The sequence below is a fragment of the Halomonas sp. DP1Y21-3 genome, from assembly GCF_019801245.1.
Taxonomy (GTDB): Bacteria; Pseudomonadota; Gammaproteobacteria; order Pseudomonadales; family Halomonadaceae; genus Halomonas; species Halomonas litopenaei.
Map to the genome: position 1 here is coordinate 378,228 of NZ_JAHVJM010000002.1, position 15,799 is coordinate 394,026.

The 15,799-nt window shown below is 65.1% G+C and carries 13 protein-coding genes; 2 read left to right on the plus strand and 11 right to left on the minus strand.

The annotated features are described in order from the left end of the window. Nucleotides 1–84 precede the first annotated feature (84 nt). The 10 genes from KUV74_RS06885 to KUV74_RS06930 form a co-directional block, all read right to left on the minus strand. On the minus strand, nt 85–609 hold the full coding sequence (locus KUV74_RS06885) for a gamma carbonic anhydrase family protein (protein WP_045991732.1): 525 nt from the start codon (nt 607–609) through the stop codon (nt 85–87). Nucleotides 610–697: 88 nt separating this feature from the next. Beyond that, nucleotides 698–1,726 carry a low-specificity L-threonine aldolase gene (gene ltaE, locus KUV74_RS06890; protein ID WP_222515980.1) on the minus strand — a complete coding sequence of 343 codons (1,029 nt, stop codon included), beginning with the start codon at nt 1,724–1,726 and terminating at the stop codon, nt 698–700. Between the two features lie 141 nt (nt 1,727–1,867). After that, nucleotides 1,868–4,876: an FAD-binding and (Fe-S)-binding domain-containing protein gene (locus KUV74_RS06895; protein ID WP_222515981.1), complete on the minus strand. Its 3,009-nt coding sequence runs from the start codon at nt 4,874–4,876 to the stop codon at nt 1,868–1,870. Nucleotides 4,877–4,941: 65 nt separating this feature from the next. Continuing rightward, nucleotides 4,942–6,165: a pyridoxal-phosphate-dependent aminotransferase family protein gene (locus KUV74_RS06900; RefSeq protein ID WP_222515982.1), complete on the minus strand. Its 1,224-nt coding sequence runs from the start codon at nt 6,163–6,165 to the stop codon at nt 4,942–4,944. 178 nt (nt 6,166–6,343) lie between these two features. Then, the gene (locus KUV74_RS06905; protein WP_045991728.1) at nt 6,344–7,531 is read right to left on the minus strand and encodes a CaiB/BaiF CoA transferase family protein; all 1,188 of its coding nucleotides are present in this window, start codon (nt 7,529–7,531) and stop codon (nt 6,344–6,346) included. A gap of 25 nt (nt 7,532–7,556) precedes the next feature. Continuing rightward, nucleotides 7,557–8,351 carry an enoyl-CoA hydratase gene (locus KUV74_RS06910; RefSeq protein WP_222515983.1) on the minus strand — a complete coding sequence of 265 codons (795 nt, stop codon included), beginning with the start codon at nt 8,349–8,351 and terminating at the stop codon, nt 7,557–7,559. A gap of 28 nt (nt 8,352–8,379) precedes the next feature. Continuing rightward, a complete protein-coding gene (locus KUV74_RS06915; RefSeq protein WP_045991726.1) occupies nt 8,380–9,666 on the minus strand; it encodes a TRAP transporter large permease in 1,287 nt (428 codons plus the stop codon). 13 nt (nt 9,667–9,679) lie between these two features. Continuing rightward, the gene (locus tag KUV74_RS06920; protein ID WP_071211091.1) at nt 9,680–10,246 is read right to left on the minus strand and encodes a TRAP transporter small permease; all 567 of its coding nucleotides are present in this window, start codon (nt 10,244–10,246) and stop codon (nt 9,680–9,682) included. A gap of 62 nt (nt 10,247–10,308) precedes the next feature. After that, nucleotides 10,309–11,283, minus strand: a complete 975-nt coding sequence (locus tag KUV74_RS06925; protein ID WP_222515984.1) for a TRAP transporter substrate-binding protein — start codon at nt 11,281–11,283, stop codon at nt 10,309–10,311. A 435-nt stretch (nt 11,284–11,718) separates the two neighbouring features. Beyond that, nucleotides 11,719–12,195, minus strand: coding sequence for a GlcG/HbpS family heme-binding protein (locus KUV74_RS06930; RefSeq protein ID WP_222515985.1), 477 nt, complete (start codon nt 12,193–12,195; stop codon nt 11,719–11,721). A gap of 234 nt (nt 12,196–12,429) precedes the next feature. Here KUV74_RS06930 and KUV74_RS06935 point away from each other — a divergent pair, with 234 nt between their 5' ends. Beyond that, nucleotides 12,430–13,089, plus strand: coding sequence for a GntR family transcriptional regulator (locus KUV74_RS06935; protein WP_222515986.1), 660 nt, complete (start codon nt 12,430–12,432; stop codon nt 13,087–13,089). A gap of 46 nt (nt 13,090–13,135) precedes the next feature. Here KUV74_RS06935 and glcC read toward each other — a convergent pair whose 3' ends face one another. Further along, a complete protein-coding gene (gene glcC, locus KUV74_RS06940; protein ID WP_108132421.1) occupies nt 13,136–13,909 on the minus strand; it encodes a transcriptional regulator GlcC in 774 nt (257 codons plus the stop codon). Nucleotides 13,910–14,095: 186 nt separating this feature from the next. Here glcC and glcD point away from each other — a divergent pair, with 186 nt between their 5' ends. Continuing rightward, a complete protein-coding gene (glcD, locus tag KUV74_RS06945; protein ID WP_108448248.1) occupies nt 14,096–15,595 on the plus strand; it encodes a glycolate oxidase subunit GlcD in 1,500 nt (499 codons plus the stop codon). The last annotated feature ends 204 nt before the right edge of the window (nt 15,596–15,799 follow it).

The following is a 15,799-nucleotide window of genomic DNA, read 5'->3' on the forward strand; positions in this document are numbered from 1 at the left end:
GACAGCGCGGCGAAGTGTCCGTGGCCTCTTGCGAAGGGGGGCCAGGCGCTGTCCGAAACGTCGAAGAGCGCAGGCTCTGATGACCTAGCCGATGCGAGCCAGCCGGGTACGATGTAGCCGCGCCTTGGTCACGTAGCCCTCGGCATTGGTCTTGAGTGCGGCGATGGCCTTGTCGTCCAGTTGCCGGATCACCTTGCCCGGCGAGCCGACGACAAGGCTGTTGTCGGGGATCTCGGCGCCTTCCTTGACCAGCGCCCCTGCCCCGATCAGGCAGTTCTTGCCGATCACGGCGCCGTTGAGCACCACCGCCTGAATGCCGATCAACGAGCCCTCGCCCACGGTGCAGCCATGCAACATCGCCTGGTGCCCCACCGTGACGCCCGGTCCCACCGACAGCGGGTAGCCGGGGTCGGCATGCAGCACGGCGCCATCCTGGATATTACTGCCTTCACGCACTTCAAGTGATTCGGTGTCGCCCCTGAGTACCGCCTGGTACCAGATGCTGGCGTCTTCATGGATTTTCACCTGGCCGATGACCTCGGCGCTCTCGGCGACGAAGACGGTGCGATGAATATGGGGGGAATGGTTACCCAGACGATAGATGGCCATGGCCCGCTCCTGACGAGGTTATCCTTGTGGATGGGGGGCGCTGGGCGCCCACCCTGCCTATATAGTGGACGCTGTTTCCAAACTCTGCCTACTCCGTTATCGGTTCCTGTGCGAGAGAGGCAAAGTACGCTGCGATCTCCGTCGCCACTCGGCGAACATCCGACTCGCTGACCCCCAGATGGGTCACCAGGCGGGTGCGCGGCCTCACCGCGATCAAGATGCCACGCTCGGCAAGAAAGCCCTCCAGTGCGGCGCAGTGAGGAGCCGGCACGTCGAGAAAGACCATGTTGGTGGCCTGACCTGCCACCCCGATGCCTTCAATACCACCCAGCCACTCGGCGAGCTGGCGGGCATGACGGTGGTCGTCGGCCAGTCGCTCCATATGGTGATGCAAGGCATGCCGACAGGCCGCCGCCAGCAGCCCCGACTGGCGCATGCCGCCTCCCAGCGTCTTGCGCCAGCGACGGGCCGCGGCGATAAAGCGCTCGCCGCCGACCAGCAACGAGCCCACCGGCGCGCCCAGCCCCTTGGAAAAGCACAGCGATACAGAATCGAAACCGGCGCACAGCTCCGCCAGCGACTTGCCGGTGGCGACGCTGGCGTTGAACAGGCGGGCGCCATCGAGGTGACAGGCCAGGCCTCGCTCGGCGGCAAGGCCGGTCACCTCCTGCACATAGTCCTGGGGCAATACCCGGCCCTGAAAGGTATTTTCCAGTGCGATCAGTCGGGTTCGCGCATGATGGATATCGTCTCCCTTGATGGCCTCGGCGATATCCTCCAGCGCCATGCGTCCATCTGCCTGCTGGGCCAGGGGCTGGGGCTGGATGCCGCCAAGGACAGCAGCACCGCCGCCTTCATCGCGATAGATGTGCGAGCGTTGCCCGGCGATCACTTCGTCGCCACGCGCGCAGTGGACCAGCATGGCGGTCAGATTGCTCTGGGTGCCGGAGGGAAAGAAGGCCGCCGCGGCGAAGCCCGCGCGATCGGCCACCTCGGCCTCGAAGGCGGCGACGCTGGGGTCATCACCCCAGACGTCATCGCCCACCGGTGCGATGGCCATGGCATCACGCATGGCCTCGGTCGGTTGGGTCACGGTATCGCTGCGTAGGTCGATCATGGCGCTCTCCTTGTTCGCGCTGCCCTTTCCCCGAGTATGCCAGTTCGGATTTCGTCTGAGGACTGTCGCCCTGAACTGTCACTCCTGAACTGTCACAAGGGGACCGTCACTCGAGCATTGGCCCCCTGCCCTCCCGACGACTCAGGCCAGCGCCTCGGCCAGCACCCTGGCAACATGACGCGCCTCACGTGCGGCACCGTCACGAATCTGGTGACGACAACTGGTGCCGTCGGCCACGATCAGCGCATCCTCGGCGTCGCGCACCGCCGGCAGCAACGAGAGTTCCGCCATCTGCATGGAGGCCTCATAGTGCTCACGCTCGTAGCCGAAACTACCGGCCATGCCGCAGCACGACGACTGGATGGTCTCCACCTCGAGTTCGGGAATCCAGGACAGCACCTGCTGCACCGGCGTCAGGGCATCGAACGCCTTCTGGTGACAGTGGCCGTGGAGCAGCGCCCGCGACACCGGTAGCGCCTCGAGCGACAGCTCGAGCCTGCCGGCATCTTTCTCGCGCACCAGAAATTCCTCGAACAGCAGGCTCGCCTCGGCCAGTCGCTTGGCGGGTTCGCCCAGGCCGAAGCCCAGGAACTCGTCGCGCAGGGTCAGCAGGCAGGATGGCTCGAGCCCGACCACGGCAAGCCCTTTCTCCACGTGGGGGGTCAGCGCCGCCAGGGTCCGCTCGGCCTCCGCCCGGGCCCGATCGACCTGACCGCTGGCCAGGTAGGTACGCCCACAGCACAGCGGACGACGATCCGCAGCGCTCGCCAGGATCACCTGGTAACCCGCGGCTTGAAGCACGCGCATGGCGGCCTCGGCGTTGTCGGCTTCCATATAGTTGTTGAAGGTGTCGACGAACAGCACCACCTCCTTCATCGCCTGGTCGGCAACGGCCGGTCGCTCGCCCTGTCGGGCCCGCCCCAGGTAGTCGTCGGTGACGCGTGGCAGCGCGCGCTCCTCGGCCAGCCCCAGCGCCCGCTTCAGCGGTGAGGCCAGCCAAGGCATGCCGTCGATGGCCTTCACCAAGGGTGACAGGCGTCGCAGCACCGGTGCGCGCCTGGGCAGGTCACCGATCAGGCGCTCGCGCAGCGACACCCCTTCCTTGGCGACCCGTGCCGCCCGGGCCTCGATCTTGATCCGCGCCATATCGACGCCGGTGGGACAGTCACGTTTGCAGCCCTTGCAGGAAACGCACAGGTCGAGCGCCTCCTTGACCTCGTCGCTGGCCAGGCCGTCGCGACCGAGCTGGCCGGACAACACCAGGCGCAGGGTATTGGCGCGGCCGCGAGTCAGGTGCTTCTCGTCGCGGGTGATGCGATAGCTAGGACACATGGTGCCGGCATCGAACTTGCGGCAGTGGCCGTTGTTGTTGCACATCTCCACTGCGCTGGCGAGGCCGCCGGTGACATCGCGGCCGCTACCCGGTGGGGTCTGCTCGCCGTTCAAGGGATCTCGCTCGACGTTCCAGGGCGACCAGTCCAGCACCGGCGTCAGTTCGATGCGCTGGTACTCCCCGGGAAAGCGGAAAAGCCGCGAGTCGTCCATCTTCGGGGTGTCGACGATCTTGCCGGGGTTGAGCAGGTTGTCCGGGTCGAACAGCCCCTTGACCTCGCGGAAGGCGTCGTTGAGTGTCTCGCCAAACTGCCAGGCCACCCACTCGCCGCGACAGATGCCGTCGCCGTGCTCACCGGAGTAGGCCCCCTTGTAGGCCTTGACCAGTGCCGAGGCCTCCTCGGCGATGGCGCGCATCTTCTCGGCGCCGTCCCGGCGCATGTCGAGAATCGGGCGCACGTGCAGGGTGCCGACGCTGGCGTGGGCGTACCAGGTGCCCTCGGTGCCGTGACGATGGAACACCTCGGTGAGCTTGTCGGTGTACTCGGCCAGATGCTCGAGCGGCACCGCACAGTCCTCGATGAAGGACACCGGCTTGCCGTCGCCCTTCATGCTCATCATGATGTTGAGTCCCGCCTTGCGCACGTCCCACAGCGCCTTCTGGGCCTTGGGTTCGGGCATGTCGACGACACAGTCCGGAAGCCCCAGGTCGGCCATCAGCTCGTTCAACCGGGCCAGGCTCGCCAGCAGCTCGTCGCGATTCTCGCCGGCGAATTCCACCAGCAGCACCGCCTCGGGCTTGCCGATCAGGGCCTTCTCGATCACCGGACGGAAGGACGGATTCTCCAGCGACAGCGCGATCATGGTCTGATCGACCAGTTCCACCGCCGTCGGTGACAGGGTCACGATGTGCTGGGTCAGGTCCATAGCCTGATAGAAGGTGGGGAAGTTCACCACCCCCAGCACCTTGTGCTGCGGCAGAGGTGACAGCTTCAGGGTCAACTGGCGGGTCAGCGCCAGGGTACCCTCGGACCCCACCAGCAGATGGGCCAGGTTGGCACGGCCATCGGCCTCGTAGGGCAGCGGGTTCTGACAGTCGAACAGATCGAGGTTGTAGCCCGCCACCCGCCTGAGCACCTTGGGATAATGCTCGCGGATGCGCTCGCCTTCGCGCTGGGCGATGGCCTCGACCTGCTCGGCCAGCCGCGCCGCCCGGGAACCGGCTGCCAGCTCGTCGACCAGACCGAGGTGCACCTTCTCGCCGTCGGCCAGCAGGACGTCCAGTGCCTGGACGTTATGCACCATGTTGCCGTAGTGGATCGAGCGCGAGCCGCAGGAGTTGTTGCCGGCCATGCCGCCCAGGGTGCACTGGGCGCTGGTGGAAACATCCACCGGGAACCACAGGCCATGGGGCTTGAGCCAGGCATTGAGGTGATCGAGCACGATGCCGGGCTCGACCACCACCCTGCGCGCCTCCTTGTCGAAGGACACCACACCGTTCAGATGGCGACTGGCGTCAATCACCAGCGCCTCTCCCACCGTCTGACCGCACTGACTGGTGCCGCCACCCCGAGGCAGCACCGGAATGCCTTCCCCGCGAGCGATCTCCAGAGCCGTGGCCAGATCATCCTGATGGCGCGGGATCACCACGCCCACCGGGGTGATCTGATAGATCGAGGCGTCGGTGGAATAACGGCCGCGACTGGCGGCGTCGAACAGCACCTCGCCCTGGATTTCCCTGGCCAGGCGCGCGGCAAAGTCCGGCAGCGGCTGGATCCGTGCATCCCGCCCCTTGGCGGCAGACGTCAACGAGTTCATCACCCTCTCCTTGATAACCCTGGGTAGACCGTCGGCGACAGCGCCGCCGACGGGCGGGCGGTGGTTCAATCGCGAGCAAGGCGGGCCACGTGGGGCGCCGGGTTCTCGGAGAAGTACGCCATGGCAGCCTCGACGCCGCTGCCGGCAAGGCTCACCCCGGAGAGTTTCAGCCCCATCTCGCAGCCGGCCAGGGTCGCCATCAGCGTCAGGTCGTTGCAGTCGCCCAGGTGGCCGATACGGAACATGCGTCCCTTGGCCTTGCCAAGCCCGGTGCCGAGCGACAGGTCGAAGCGCTCGTAGATCAGCTTGCGCACGGCATCGGCGTCGACGCCCTCCGGCATCACCACGCCGGTCAGCACCGGCGAGTAGACCTCGGGGTCCTGGCACTGGATCTCGAGTCCCCAGGCGTTCACCGCCGCGCGCACGCCCGCCGCCCAGCGCTGATGACGGGCCAGGACGTTATCCATCCCCTCGTCCAGCAGCATGTCGATGGCCTCGTTGAGGCCGTAGAGCAGATTGGTATTGGGGGTATAGGGCCAGTAGCCGCCCTGGTTGGCCTCGAGGATCTCGTCCCAGGCCCAGAAGCTCTTGGGCAGCCGCGACTCGCGACTGGCGGCCAGGGCCTTGTCGGAGATCGCGTTGAAGCTGATCCCCGGCGGCAGCATCAGCCCCTTCTGGGAGCCGGAAATAGTGACGTCGACACCCCACTCGTCGTGGCGATAGTCGGCGCTGGCAAGCCCCGAGATAGTATCGACCAGCAACAGCGCCGGATGACCGGCGGCGTCGATCGCACGGCGCACCGCGGCGATGTCGCTGGTGACTCCGGTGGAGGTCTCGTTGTGGACCACGCACACCGCCTTGATCCGCTGCTCGGTGTCTTGCTTGAGGCGTGCCTCGATCATGTCGGCCTGGACACCGTGGCGCCAGCCCTCGGCCCCCGGCAGGCCAAGAAACTCGGGCTCGAGACCAAGACGCAGGGCCAGACGATGCCACAGCGAGGCGAAGTGGCCGGTCTCGAACATCAACACCTGATCCCCCGGCGACAGGGTATTGGCCAGGGCGGCCTCCCAGGCCCCGGTACCGGAAGCCGGATAGATGACCACCGGCTTGTCGGTCTTGAAGATCTTGCCGACCTTGCCGAGCAATTCACGTCCGAGGGCGCCGAACTCCGGGCCACGGTGATCGATGGTCGGCAGGCTCATGGCCCGCAGGATACGATCCGGTACCGGCGAGGGGCCGGGGATCTGGAGGAAGTGACGTCCGGTGGGATGAAAGTCGAGATTCAGCATGTAAGGCCTCCTGGCCAGACGTCGCACTGGGCGACGCCTGGATAGCTGTTCGGGCGCCAAGCGCTGCCACGCCCCTCTTGTAATAATTTGTAATAATGAATGCAATTTTTATGGTGGCACCGCCCCAGCGATTCGGCGACATGCCAGACGCTAGCTGCCGATCGCGGTGGTGCCGGTGTCAGCGCACGGCACCCTGTTGACGCAGCGCATCGATCTCGTCCGCAGCCAGCCCGATCTCCCCAAGCACCTCGTCGGTGTGCTGGGCGAACAGCGGCGCCGGCTGGCGAATCGCCAACGGGGTCGCCGAGAACTTGCTGGGAAAGCCCAGGGTCTTCATCCGCCCCATGGTCGGATGATCGACCTCCAGCACCATCTCGCGGGCCAGGTAGTGTTCGTCATGCATGGCCTGGTCGAAGTCGTTGATCGGCCCTGCCGGCACCCCGGCGGCGTCACAGCGATCGAGCCAGTAGGCGCGATCCTGTTGCCCGAGGATGTCCTCGAGGATGGCTTCCAGCGCCTCGACGTTGGCCCCGCGGTCGAGGTTGGTCTTGAAGCGCTCGTCGACCATCAGCTCGGGGCGCTCGATGACGTCCTCGCAGAAGCGCTCCCAGGTACGCTGGTTGGCGCAGCCGAGCATCATGTAACCGTCGCGTACCCGCATCGCCTGGTAGGGCGCGGACACCCGATGGCGCCAGCCGGTGGCCTCGGGCACTCGGCCTTCGGAGAAGTAGGCACCCGCCTCCCAGGTGAACCAGGGCAGGCCACACTCGGCGATGGCGATGTCCAGGTGCTGGCCTTCGCCACTACGCTGACGGTGGATATAGGCCGCCAGGATCGAGTAGATGGCGGTCAGCCCGGCGCCGATATCGTAGACGGCGACCCCGGTCTTGAGCGGACGCCGGCCCGGCTCGCCGGTCATCGACATCAGCCCGCTCATGCCCTGGGCCACCAGGTCGAAGCCGCCCTTGTGACGCGACGGGCCGGTCTGGCCGTAGCCCGAGATCGAGCAGTAGATCAGCCCCGGGTTGATCGCCTTGAGGCTGTCGTAGTCGATCTTCAGCGACTGGGTGACGCCGGGTCGATAGTTCTCGACCACCACGTCGGCTTCCTTGGCGAGGCGATAGAACACCTCGCGGCCCTTCTCTTCTTTCAGGTTGAGCGAAATGCTCTTCTTGTTGCGGTTGATCTGGGCGAAACAGGTCGATTCATCCTCGACGTAGGGGCCCATCTGGCGGCTGTCGTCGCCGCCGTTGGCCTTCTCGACCTTGATCACCTCGGCGCCCATATCTCCCAGCACCATGGTGCAGTAGGGGCCGGCCATGATCTGCGAGACGTCCAGTACCTTGATCCCATCGAGTGGCAGCATTGTGGTTCTCCTTGCCCCAGGGCCTTTATCGGCCCTGCCAGCGGAAGGGTGTCTTGTTGACGAACTTGTCCACCGCGGCCTTGAAGTCGCGGCTGGTGTAGCAGGTGGCGATCCAGTCGTCGCTGGCGTCGAAGGCCGGGCGGCGCTGTTCGATGACCCGCTGAATCACCTCCTTGGCCGCCCGCACGGTCAAGGGGGCACGCTCCTTGAACGCCTGCGCGCGCTCGGCCACCGTCGCCTCGATGGTCTCGGCGTCGACGATCTCGCCGACCAGCCCCAGGGCCAGGGCCTCCTCGGCACGTACCAGTTCGCCCGCCATCAGTACCTGCTTGGCCCGGGCGATACCGGCGTGCTCGACCAGCCGCGAGACGTTGGTGATCGACAGGCAGTTGCCCAGCGTCCTGGCGATGGGGATGCCGAACTTGAGACTCGGTGTCGCCAGGCGGAAGTCACAGGCCAGAGCGATGGCGGCGCCACCGCCGACACAGAAGCCTTCCAGCAGCGCCAGCGTCGGCAGCGGCAGGGTCTCCACCCGCCCGACCACTCGGTCGATGCGACGCTCGTAGGCGATGGCGTCTTCGCCCTTGTCAAAGGCGGCGAACTGCTTGATGTCGGTGCCGGCGACGAAGGCTTCGCCACCTGCACCGCGCATCACCACCGCGACCAGCTCCGGGTCGTTCTCGATGGTCTCGCAGTGGGCCTCGAGCTGGTCGTACATCTGCCAGGTCATGGCGTTGCGGCTGGCGGTGCGATCGAAGGTCAGCCAGGCGACGCCATCTTCGCTGTGGTAGTGCACCTGGCCCTGATCGTTGTCGCTCATGTCGTTGTTCTCCTTGTGGTGGTCGCGATCACACGCCGTAGATCAGGTTGACCAGCGCCAGGGCCACGGCGGGCACGTAGGTGTTGATCAGCAGGATCACGAACAGCACCGCCAGGAACCAAAGATTGGTGCGCGTGGTGGCCCAGATGTCGGCCTTGGCGATGGAGCAGGAAGCGATCAGTACGCTGGCCACCGGCGGGGTCTGCTGGCCGATGGCCAGGTTCAGCGTCACGATCAGACCGAAGTGCAGCGGATCGATGCCCACCGCGGTCACCAGCGGCAGCACGATGGGCACCACCAGGATGATCGCCGCCGCCGAGTGCAGGAAGATGCCCAGCACCAGGAAGATGACGTTCAGAAGCGCCAGTACCACGTACTTGTTGTCGGTCATCTCGGCGATCGAGTTGGCCAGCTGCTGGGGAATCTGGGTCTCGGTCAGATACAGACCGACCACTGCAGAGGAAGCCACCAGCAGCATCACCACCGCCGTCTGCACGCCAGCATCGAGACAGGCCTTGTAGAAGATCTTGAGGCTGAACTCGCGATAGATCACCGCGCTGATGAAGATCGCCACGACCACCGCCAGCGCCGCGCCCTCGGTGGCGGTGACGATGCCGCCGAAGATGCCGCCGAGGATGATCACCGGAATCAGCAGCGCCCAGATGGCGCCCTTGAAGGCCTCCCACAGACGCGAGGCCTGGAAGCTCTGCTCCGCCGGCAGGTTGTGACGACGCGCCAGGAAGTAGCACATGGCCGCCAGCCCCAGGGCGCCGAGCAGCCCTGGGAAGATGCCGGCGACGAACATCTTGACCACCGATTCGCCGGACATGACCGCGTAGAGGATCATCGGGATCGACGGCGGCAGGATGATCGCCAGGCTCGCCGCCGAGGACGAGATGGCTGCGGCGAACTCCTTGGAGTAGCCCTTCTTGCGCATGGCCGGAATCAGGATCGAGCCGATCGCCGAGACACCGGCGACGGCGGAGCCAGAGATCTCGGCAAAGAAGATCGAGGCGCCGATGGTCACCATGGCGAGACCGCCCTTGATGAAGCCGACCATGGCCGAGGCAAGATCGATCAGACGGCGCGAGATGCTCGAGGCGTTCATGATGGCGCCGGCCAGGATGAACAGCGGTATCGCGATCAGCGGGAACTTGGTAGCACCGTCGAACATCACCATGCCGACATTGGGCAGGGCCAGGGTGCCGTAGCTGGCCACGGTGGCCAGGGCGCCGACGAGGCCGAGGGCGATGGCCACCGGCACGTTGATCAGTATCAGCCCGATCAGGCCGAAGAACATGGAAGCAATGATCATGGGGTTCTCCTCGTCAGCTGGCGCGCTGCGGACCGGTGGGTGAATCGTCGGTACGCACGTCGTCGGCCAGCACACCGGCCTCTTCGAGCTCGTGATCGACGAAGCCGGCTCCCTTGGCCGCCCGGATGACCTCGGGGAGCCTGAGCAGCTGGGCGAGAATGAACATCGCGGCACCGATCGGAATCACCGACTGGGTGAACTGCACCGAGATGCTGGGCAGGCTCACCAGGGTGGAGCCTTCAAGAATCTGCACCACCTGAAAACCAGTGACGCCGAGCAGCACGAAGAAGCCGATGGTGATCGCCTCGGCGAGCAGCGCGATGGGCAGGCGAATGGACGGCGAAACCATGTTGATCACGCTGGGACAGGCGATATGGGCGCCCTTGAGGGCGGCCAGGGCGGCGCCGTAGTAGGTCAGCCAGGCCAGTCCGATCGAGGCGACCTCGTCGTACCAGCTGAAAGGAGAGCCCAACAGGCGTGACGCGAACCCGATGGTCACCACCAGGGTCAGCGCCAGCACATTGAGAAAGACGATGACCTCCAGAATCTTCTGGTAGGCCGCGGAAATGGTGGTAAGCACAGAGCATCCTCCGAAGGTGGATGCGGCCTCACCGAAAGTGGAGAGGCCGCAGTGGACAGGCGTTATTCGCGCAGTGCTTCCACCCGCGACAACAGTTCCTCACCACCTTCCACCTCGGCGGCGAACTTCTCGTAGATCCCGCGGGAACCCTCGACGAAGGCGTCGGTGTCGACCTCGTTCACCTCCATGCCTTCCTCTTCCATGGTGCTGACCAGGCTTTCGTCAAGCTCGGCGCCCTGCTCCAGTGCGAAGGCCTCGACCTCTTCGGCGGTCTCGATCAGAACCTCGCGGACGTGCTCGGGCAGGCGGGTCCAGCTGGCACCGGCCAGCACATAGGCCGGGGAATAGACGTGATTGGACAGCGACAGGTAGTCCTGGACCTCCTGGAAGCGCTGGGAATAGATCTGTACCAGCGGGTTTTCCTGACCGTCCATGGCGCCGGTCTGCAGCGCGACGAAGGCCTCGGACAGCGCCATGGGCGCCGGCGATGCGCCATAGCTCTTGAACATCTCGACCCGCCACACACCGTTGGGGGTACGCAGCTTGATGCCGTCCAGATCCTCAGGGACCACGATCGGGCGGACGTTGTTGGTGATCTGGCGGAAGCCGTTCTCCCAGATGCCGATGATGCGGTAGCGCTTGTCTTCGGCGACCGGATACAGGACATCACGCAGTACCTCGTCGCGGACTCGGGCGAGGTGCTCCCGGTCCTCGATCAGGTAGGGCATCTCGAACAGCGAGAATTCCGGCGCCACGCTGCTCATGATCGACGACGGCAGCGACAGATCGATGGTGCCGAGCTTGAGCTTGTTGAGCATCTGCTCGTCGGAACCCAGCTGGCTGGAGCCATAGGTCACCACCTCGGCCTCGCCTTCCAGGCGCTCGTTGGCCAGACGGGCGAACTCGTTGGCGGTCTTCTCGAACAGCGATCCCGGGCCACCGACGTGGCCGAACTTGATCTGCACCTCGTCGGCCTGAGCGGCACCGACGCCAAGCGCCAGTACGGATGCGGCCAGTACGGTCTTCAGCAGTTTCATAACCCTCACTCCGATTGTTGTTGTCCATCGTGGTCTGGCGGTGGGCGCCGACTGGCACCCTGGAGGAAGCCTCAACGGGAGCTGGCGTGCTCTCACGTAACGGTTCCGTCAGTCGCGGATTCCGTCACTTGAGCTTTCCGTTTCCAGGGCGTTCAGGGCCTGGGGACAGGAGTCGCTTCCCGCTGGGTCAGGGTCAATATGGATACATAATTCAAAATTAGGTATTATACTTTTGTCTTTCGCAAACTCGCCTTAGAGAATATTTATTGATTAAATTTCAATGTCTTATTTCGAAACAACGAGTCATCCAAGCCACTCGCTCCCTTGCTGCATCCCTGCAGACATACACAAAAAAAGCGAGCTCGAAGGCTCGCTCTGTCGCTTGCTGACGGGTTTGGCATCCGTCCCTGTCGCCAGACAGTTGCCAGACCGGAATCAGGGATCTGAGACCGTCTCGGGCTCCAGCCCGGCTTGCCAGCCTGCCGCCTCGATGCCAGCGATGGCGGCGGCCTGATCATCGGCCGAGGAAGCACCACTGATACCGACCGCGCCCAGAATGCGCTGGTCGTCATCCAGGATCAGCACCCCCCCCGCCACCGGCACGAAGCGGCCCCCGGAGGCCTCGGCCACCGCCGCCAGGAAGGCGGGACGCTCGCGGTTACGCTCGCCGGTGGTACCACTGGATACCCCGATACCCAGCGCGGCGTAGGCCTTGCCGTTGGCCACCGGCCAGCGCAGCGGGCTGCAGCCGTCTTCACGCTCGGCCGCCACCGGATTGCCGCCGGCGTCCAGCACCACCGCGGTCAGAGGAGGCAGTTCGCCCTTGCGGGCAAAGGTGAAGGCGGCGTCGAGCAATTGCCGCGCCGACTGACGCGACAACTGTACCTGTGCAAGAAATACGTTTCCGGCCATAGCGACTCCAGCGCAAGATATGAGAGAAGACAGAAAAGGCAGGCAGCAAGACAGCGGCCGGAATCCGATCGATGCCATTCGGCCCCACCCTCCGCTGCCTCACAGGGTTACCCGAGTGCCTGGCCAAATACGCTCGCCAACACTCGCATAATTTGAATAATGAATTCATAATACGGAGAAGTTGAACCGTCAAGCGTTCGACCGTCAAACGATGATGAGCCCGGGAAATCCGCCATGGAAAAGATTCAGCCGCGTAGCCTGTACCTGGAAGTCGCCGACAGGATCCGCGACCTGATCGAGCAAGGCAGCCTGCTGCCCGGCGAGAAGATCGCCGAAAAGGCCCTGTGTGAAACCTTCGGTGTGTCACGCACCCCGCTCAGAGAAGCCCTCAAGGTGCTGACCTCGGAAGGGCTGGTCGAGAACCTGCCCAACCGAGGCTCCCGCGTGGTGCGATTGACCCGGCGTGGGGTCAAGAATACCTATGACGTCATGGGCGCCCTGGAAGGCCTGTCCGGTGAACTGGCCTGTCAGCACCTGACAGATACCGACGTCGAGGAGATCCGTCGTCTGCATCAGCTGATGCTGGGCCACTACCAGCGTCAGGAGCTGGCCCCCTACTTCGAGGTCAACCAGCAGATCCACGAGTGCATCCTGGCCGCGTCGAACAACGACGTGCTGATCGAGATGTACAACAACCTGAGCCAACGGGTGAAGCGCATTCGCTACAGCGTCGAGATGGGCCCGGCCAACTGGGCCAAGGCCGTCGCCGACCACGAGGCCATGCTGGAGGCGATCGAAGCCCGCGATGGCAAGCGCCTGGGCGACATCCTGCGCGCGCACCTCGGCCACAAGCTCGAGGTAGCCGCCGTCAGCGGCATCATCGACGAGGAATAGCAGGCCCCGGGACGGCGCGCAGAAGTCTCTGCCGTCGTCCCGGCACTTACCACTCTTCCAGGCGCATGGCCGAGCGCTCCAGACGCTGATCCTCGGCCTCGATCTCGCGCAGCATGTCACCGATGGTGGACAGGTGCTCCAGCGCCACCCGCCGCGCCAGTTGAGGCTTGCCCTCTACCACCGCGCGGTGCAGGCGGGCGTGCTGGCGGTTGATCATGTCCCTGGCGTCAGGGCGATGATAGAGGTGCTTGACCGAGGCGAACACCGAGCTCAGCAGCAGATCGGTCAGGCTCTGCAGCGTATGCGCCAGCACCGGGTTATGCGACGCCTGGCAGATCGCCAGGTGAAAGGCGTGGTCGAGTCGCGCCAGACGCTCCACCTCGAGGGGGTCCGCCTTTTCCACGTAGTCCGCCATCTCGCGGTAGCGCCGGGTGATCAGCACCCTGTCCGAGGCGGTGCCGCGGCTCGCGGCCAGGCTCGCCGACTCCCCTTCCAGCAGCGCACGCACCTCGAGCAGGTCGTACAGGGTGCGTGGGTGCTCGCGAAACAGGTGCATCAAGGGCGTGGCATGGGGCGCCTCCACCAGTGGCGCCACCTCGGAGCCACGCCCCTGGCGAGTCACGATGACTCCCTTGCTTCGCAGGCTGCCGAGCGCCTCGCGCAGCGACGAACGCCCCACCCCCAGCCGCTCGCACAGCCGCCGTTCCGAGGGCAACAGCTGGCCCGGGCGAAAGACACCGTCAAGGATCAGCGTCTCCAGCTTCGAGGCGATGGCCTGGGAGGTGCTGCTCGGTGCCAGTCGTTCTTCATTGTCCCACATGTCCTGCCTCCCGCAGCGTGCGCGGTTCGTCGTCCGTATTGATGCCCTGAACCGAGCACATCTGCCAATAACTGGTCAGACCAGCAAACCAAAATCTGGACACCGAGGTCAAGACAACGCAGATTGTAGTGCAGACAATAACCATCATTAGCCGCACGACCGTGCTAGCTCAACCGAGGAAGCGTCATGAACATCCTCTATGACGAACGCCTGGACGGCGCCTTGCCACGGCGCGACAAGAACGAGGTGCTCGCCGAACTCACCCGCGTGGTCCCCGACCTCACCCTGCTGCACCGCGAGGAAGACCTGCGCCCCTTCGAATGCGACGGCCTGTCGGCCTACCGCGTACTGCCCATGCTGGTGGCCCTGCCAGAGCGCCTGGACCAGGTCGAGGCGCTGCTCAAGCAGTGTCGTGAACTCGGCGTGCCGGTGGTCACCCGCGGCGCTGGCACCGGACTTTCCGGTGGGGCCCTGCCGCTGGAACAAGGCGTGCTGCTGGTCATGTCGCGCTTCAATCGGATTCTCGACATCGACGCCGACGCCCGCATCGCCCGGGTCCAGCCAGGGGTGCGCAACCTGGCCATTTCCGAGGCGGCGTCGCCCTACGGGCTCTACTATGCGCCGGACCCCTCCTCCCAGATCGCCTGCTCGATCGGCGGCAACGTGGCCGAGAACGCCGGCGGCGTGCACTGCCTCAAGTACGGCCTCACCGTACACAACGTGCTGAGGCTCGAGGTGATGACCATCGAGGGCGAGCGCATGACCATCGGTTCCGAGGCGCTCGACAGCCCCGGTTTCGACCTGCTGGCGCTGATGATGGGCTCCGAGGGCATGCTCGGCGTGGTCACCGAGATCACCGTCAAGCTGCTGCCCAAGCCCGAGACCGCCAAGGTGCTGATGGCCAGTTTCGATGACGTGGAAAAGGCCGGCGCCGCGGTCGGCGACATCATCGCCGCCGGTATCATCCCCGGTGGCCTCGAGATGATGGACAACCTGGCCATCCGCGCCGCCGAAGACTTCATCCGAGCCGGCTACCCGGTGGACGCCGAGGCGATCCTGCTGTGCGAGCTCGACGGCGTCGAGGCCGACGTGGACGACGATATCGAGACCGTGCGCGAGGTGCTGGCCAAGGCTGGCGCCAGCGACGTTCAGCTCGCCCGCGACGAGGCCGAACGCGCCAAGTTCTGGGCCGGTCGCAAGAACGCCTTCCCTGCGGTCGGCCGCATGTCGCCGGACTACTACTGCATGGACGGCACCATTCCTCGCCGCGAGCTGCCGAGGGTGCTCAAGGGCATCAGCGATCTGTCAGAGCAGTACGGGCTCAAGGTGGCCAACGTCTTCCACGCCGGCGACGGCAACATGCACCCCTTGATCCTGTTCGATGCCAACCGCGAAGGGGAACTCGAAACCGCCGAGGCACTGGGCGGCAAGATTCTCGAGCTATGCGTGGAAGCCGGCGGTTCGATCACCGGTGAACACGGCGTCGGCCGTGAGAAGATCAACCAGATGTGTGCCCAGTTCGACAGCCTGGAGATCACCGCCTTCCACGCGGTCAAGGCCGCCTTCGACCCAGAAGGACTGCTCAACCCAGGCAAGAACATCCCGACGTTGGCCCGGTGCGCCGAGTTCGGCGCGATGCACGTGCACAACAACGAGCTGCCGCACCCGGAACTGCCAAGGTTCTAGCCATGACAGCCACGAGAGCGTCCCGACGCTGGCGCGCTGCGCGCGATCAAGGTTCAGTGCCATGCATGGTGCACAACAACGAGCTGCCGCACCCGGAACTGCCAAGGTTCTAGCCAGAGCCGCCGCGATTCCAGGCGCCGCAGGAAAGGGTCACGGTTCAGGCAGGAAGGCGGCAAGCCTCGTCTCCTGCCAACGACCGTGACG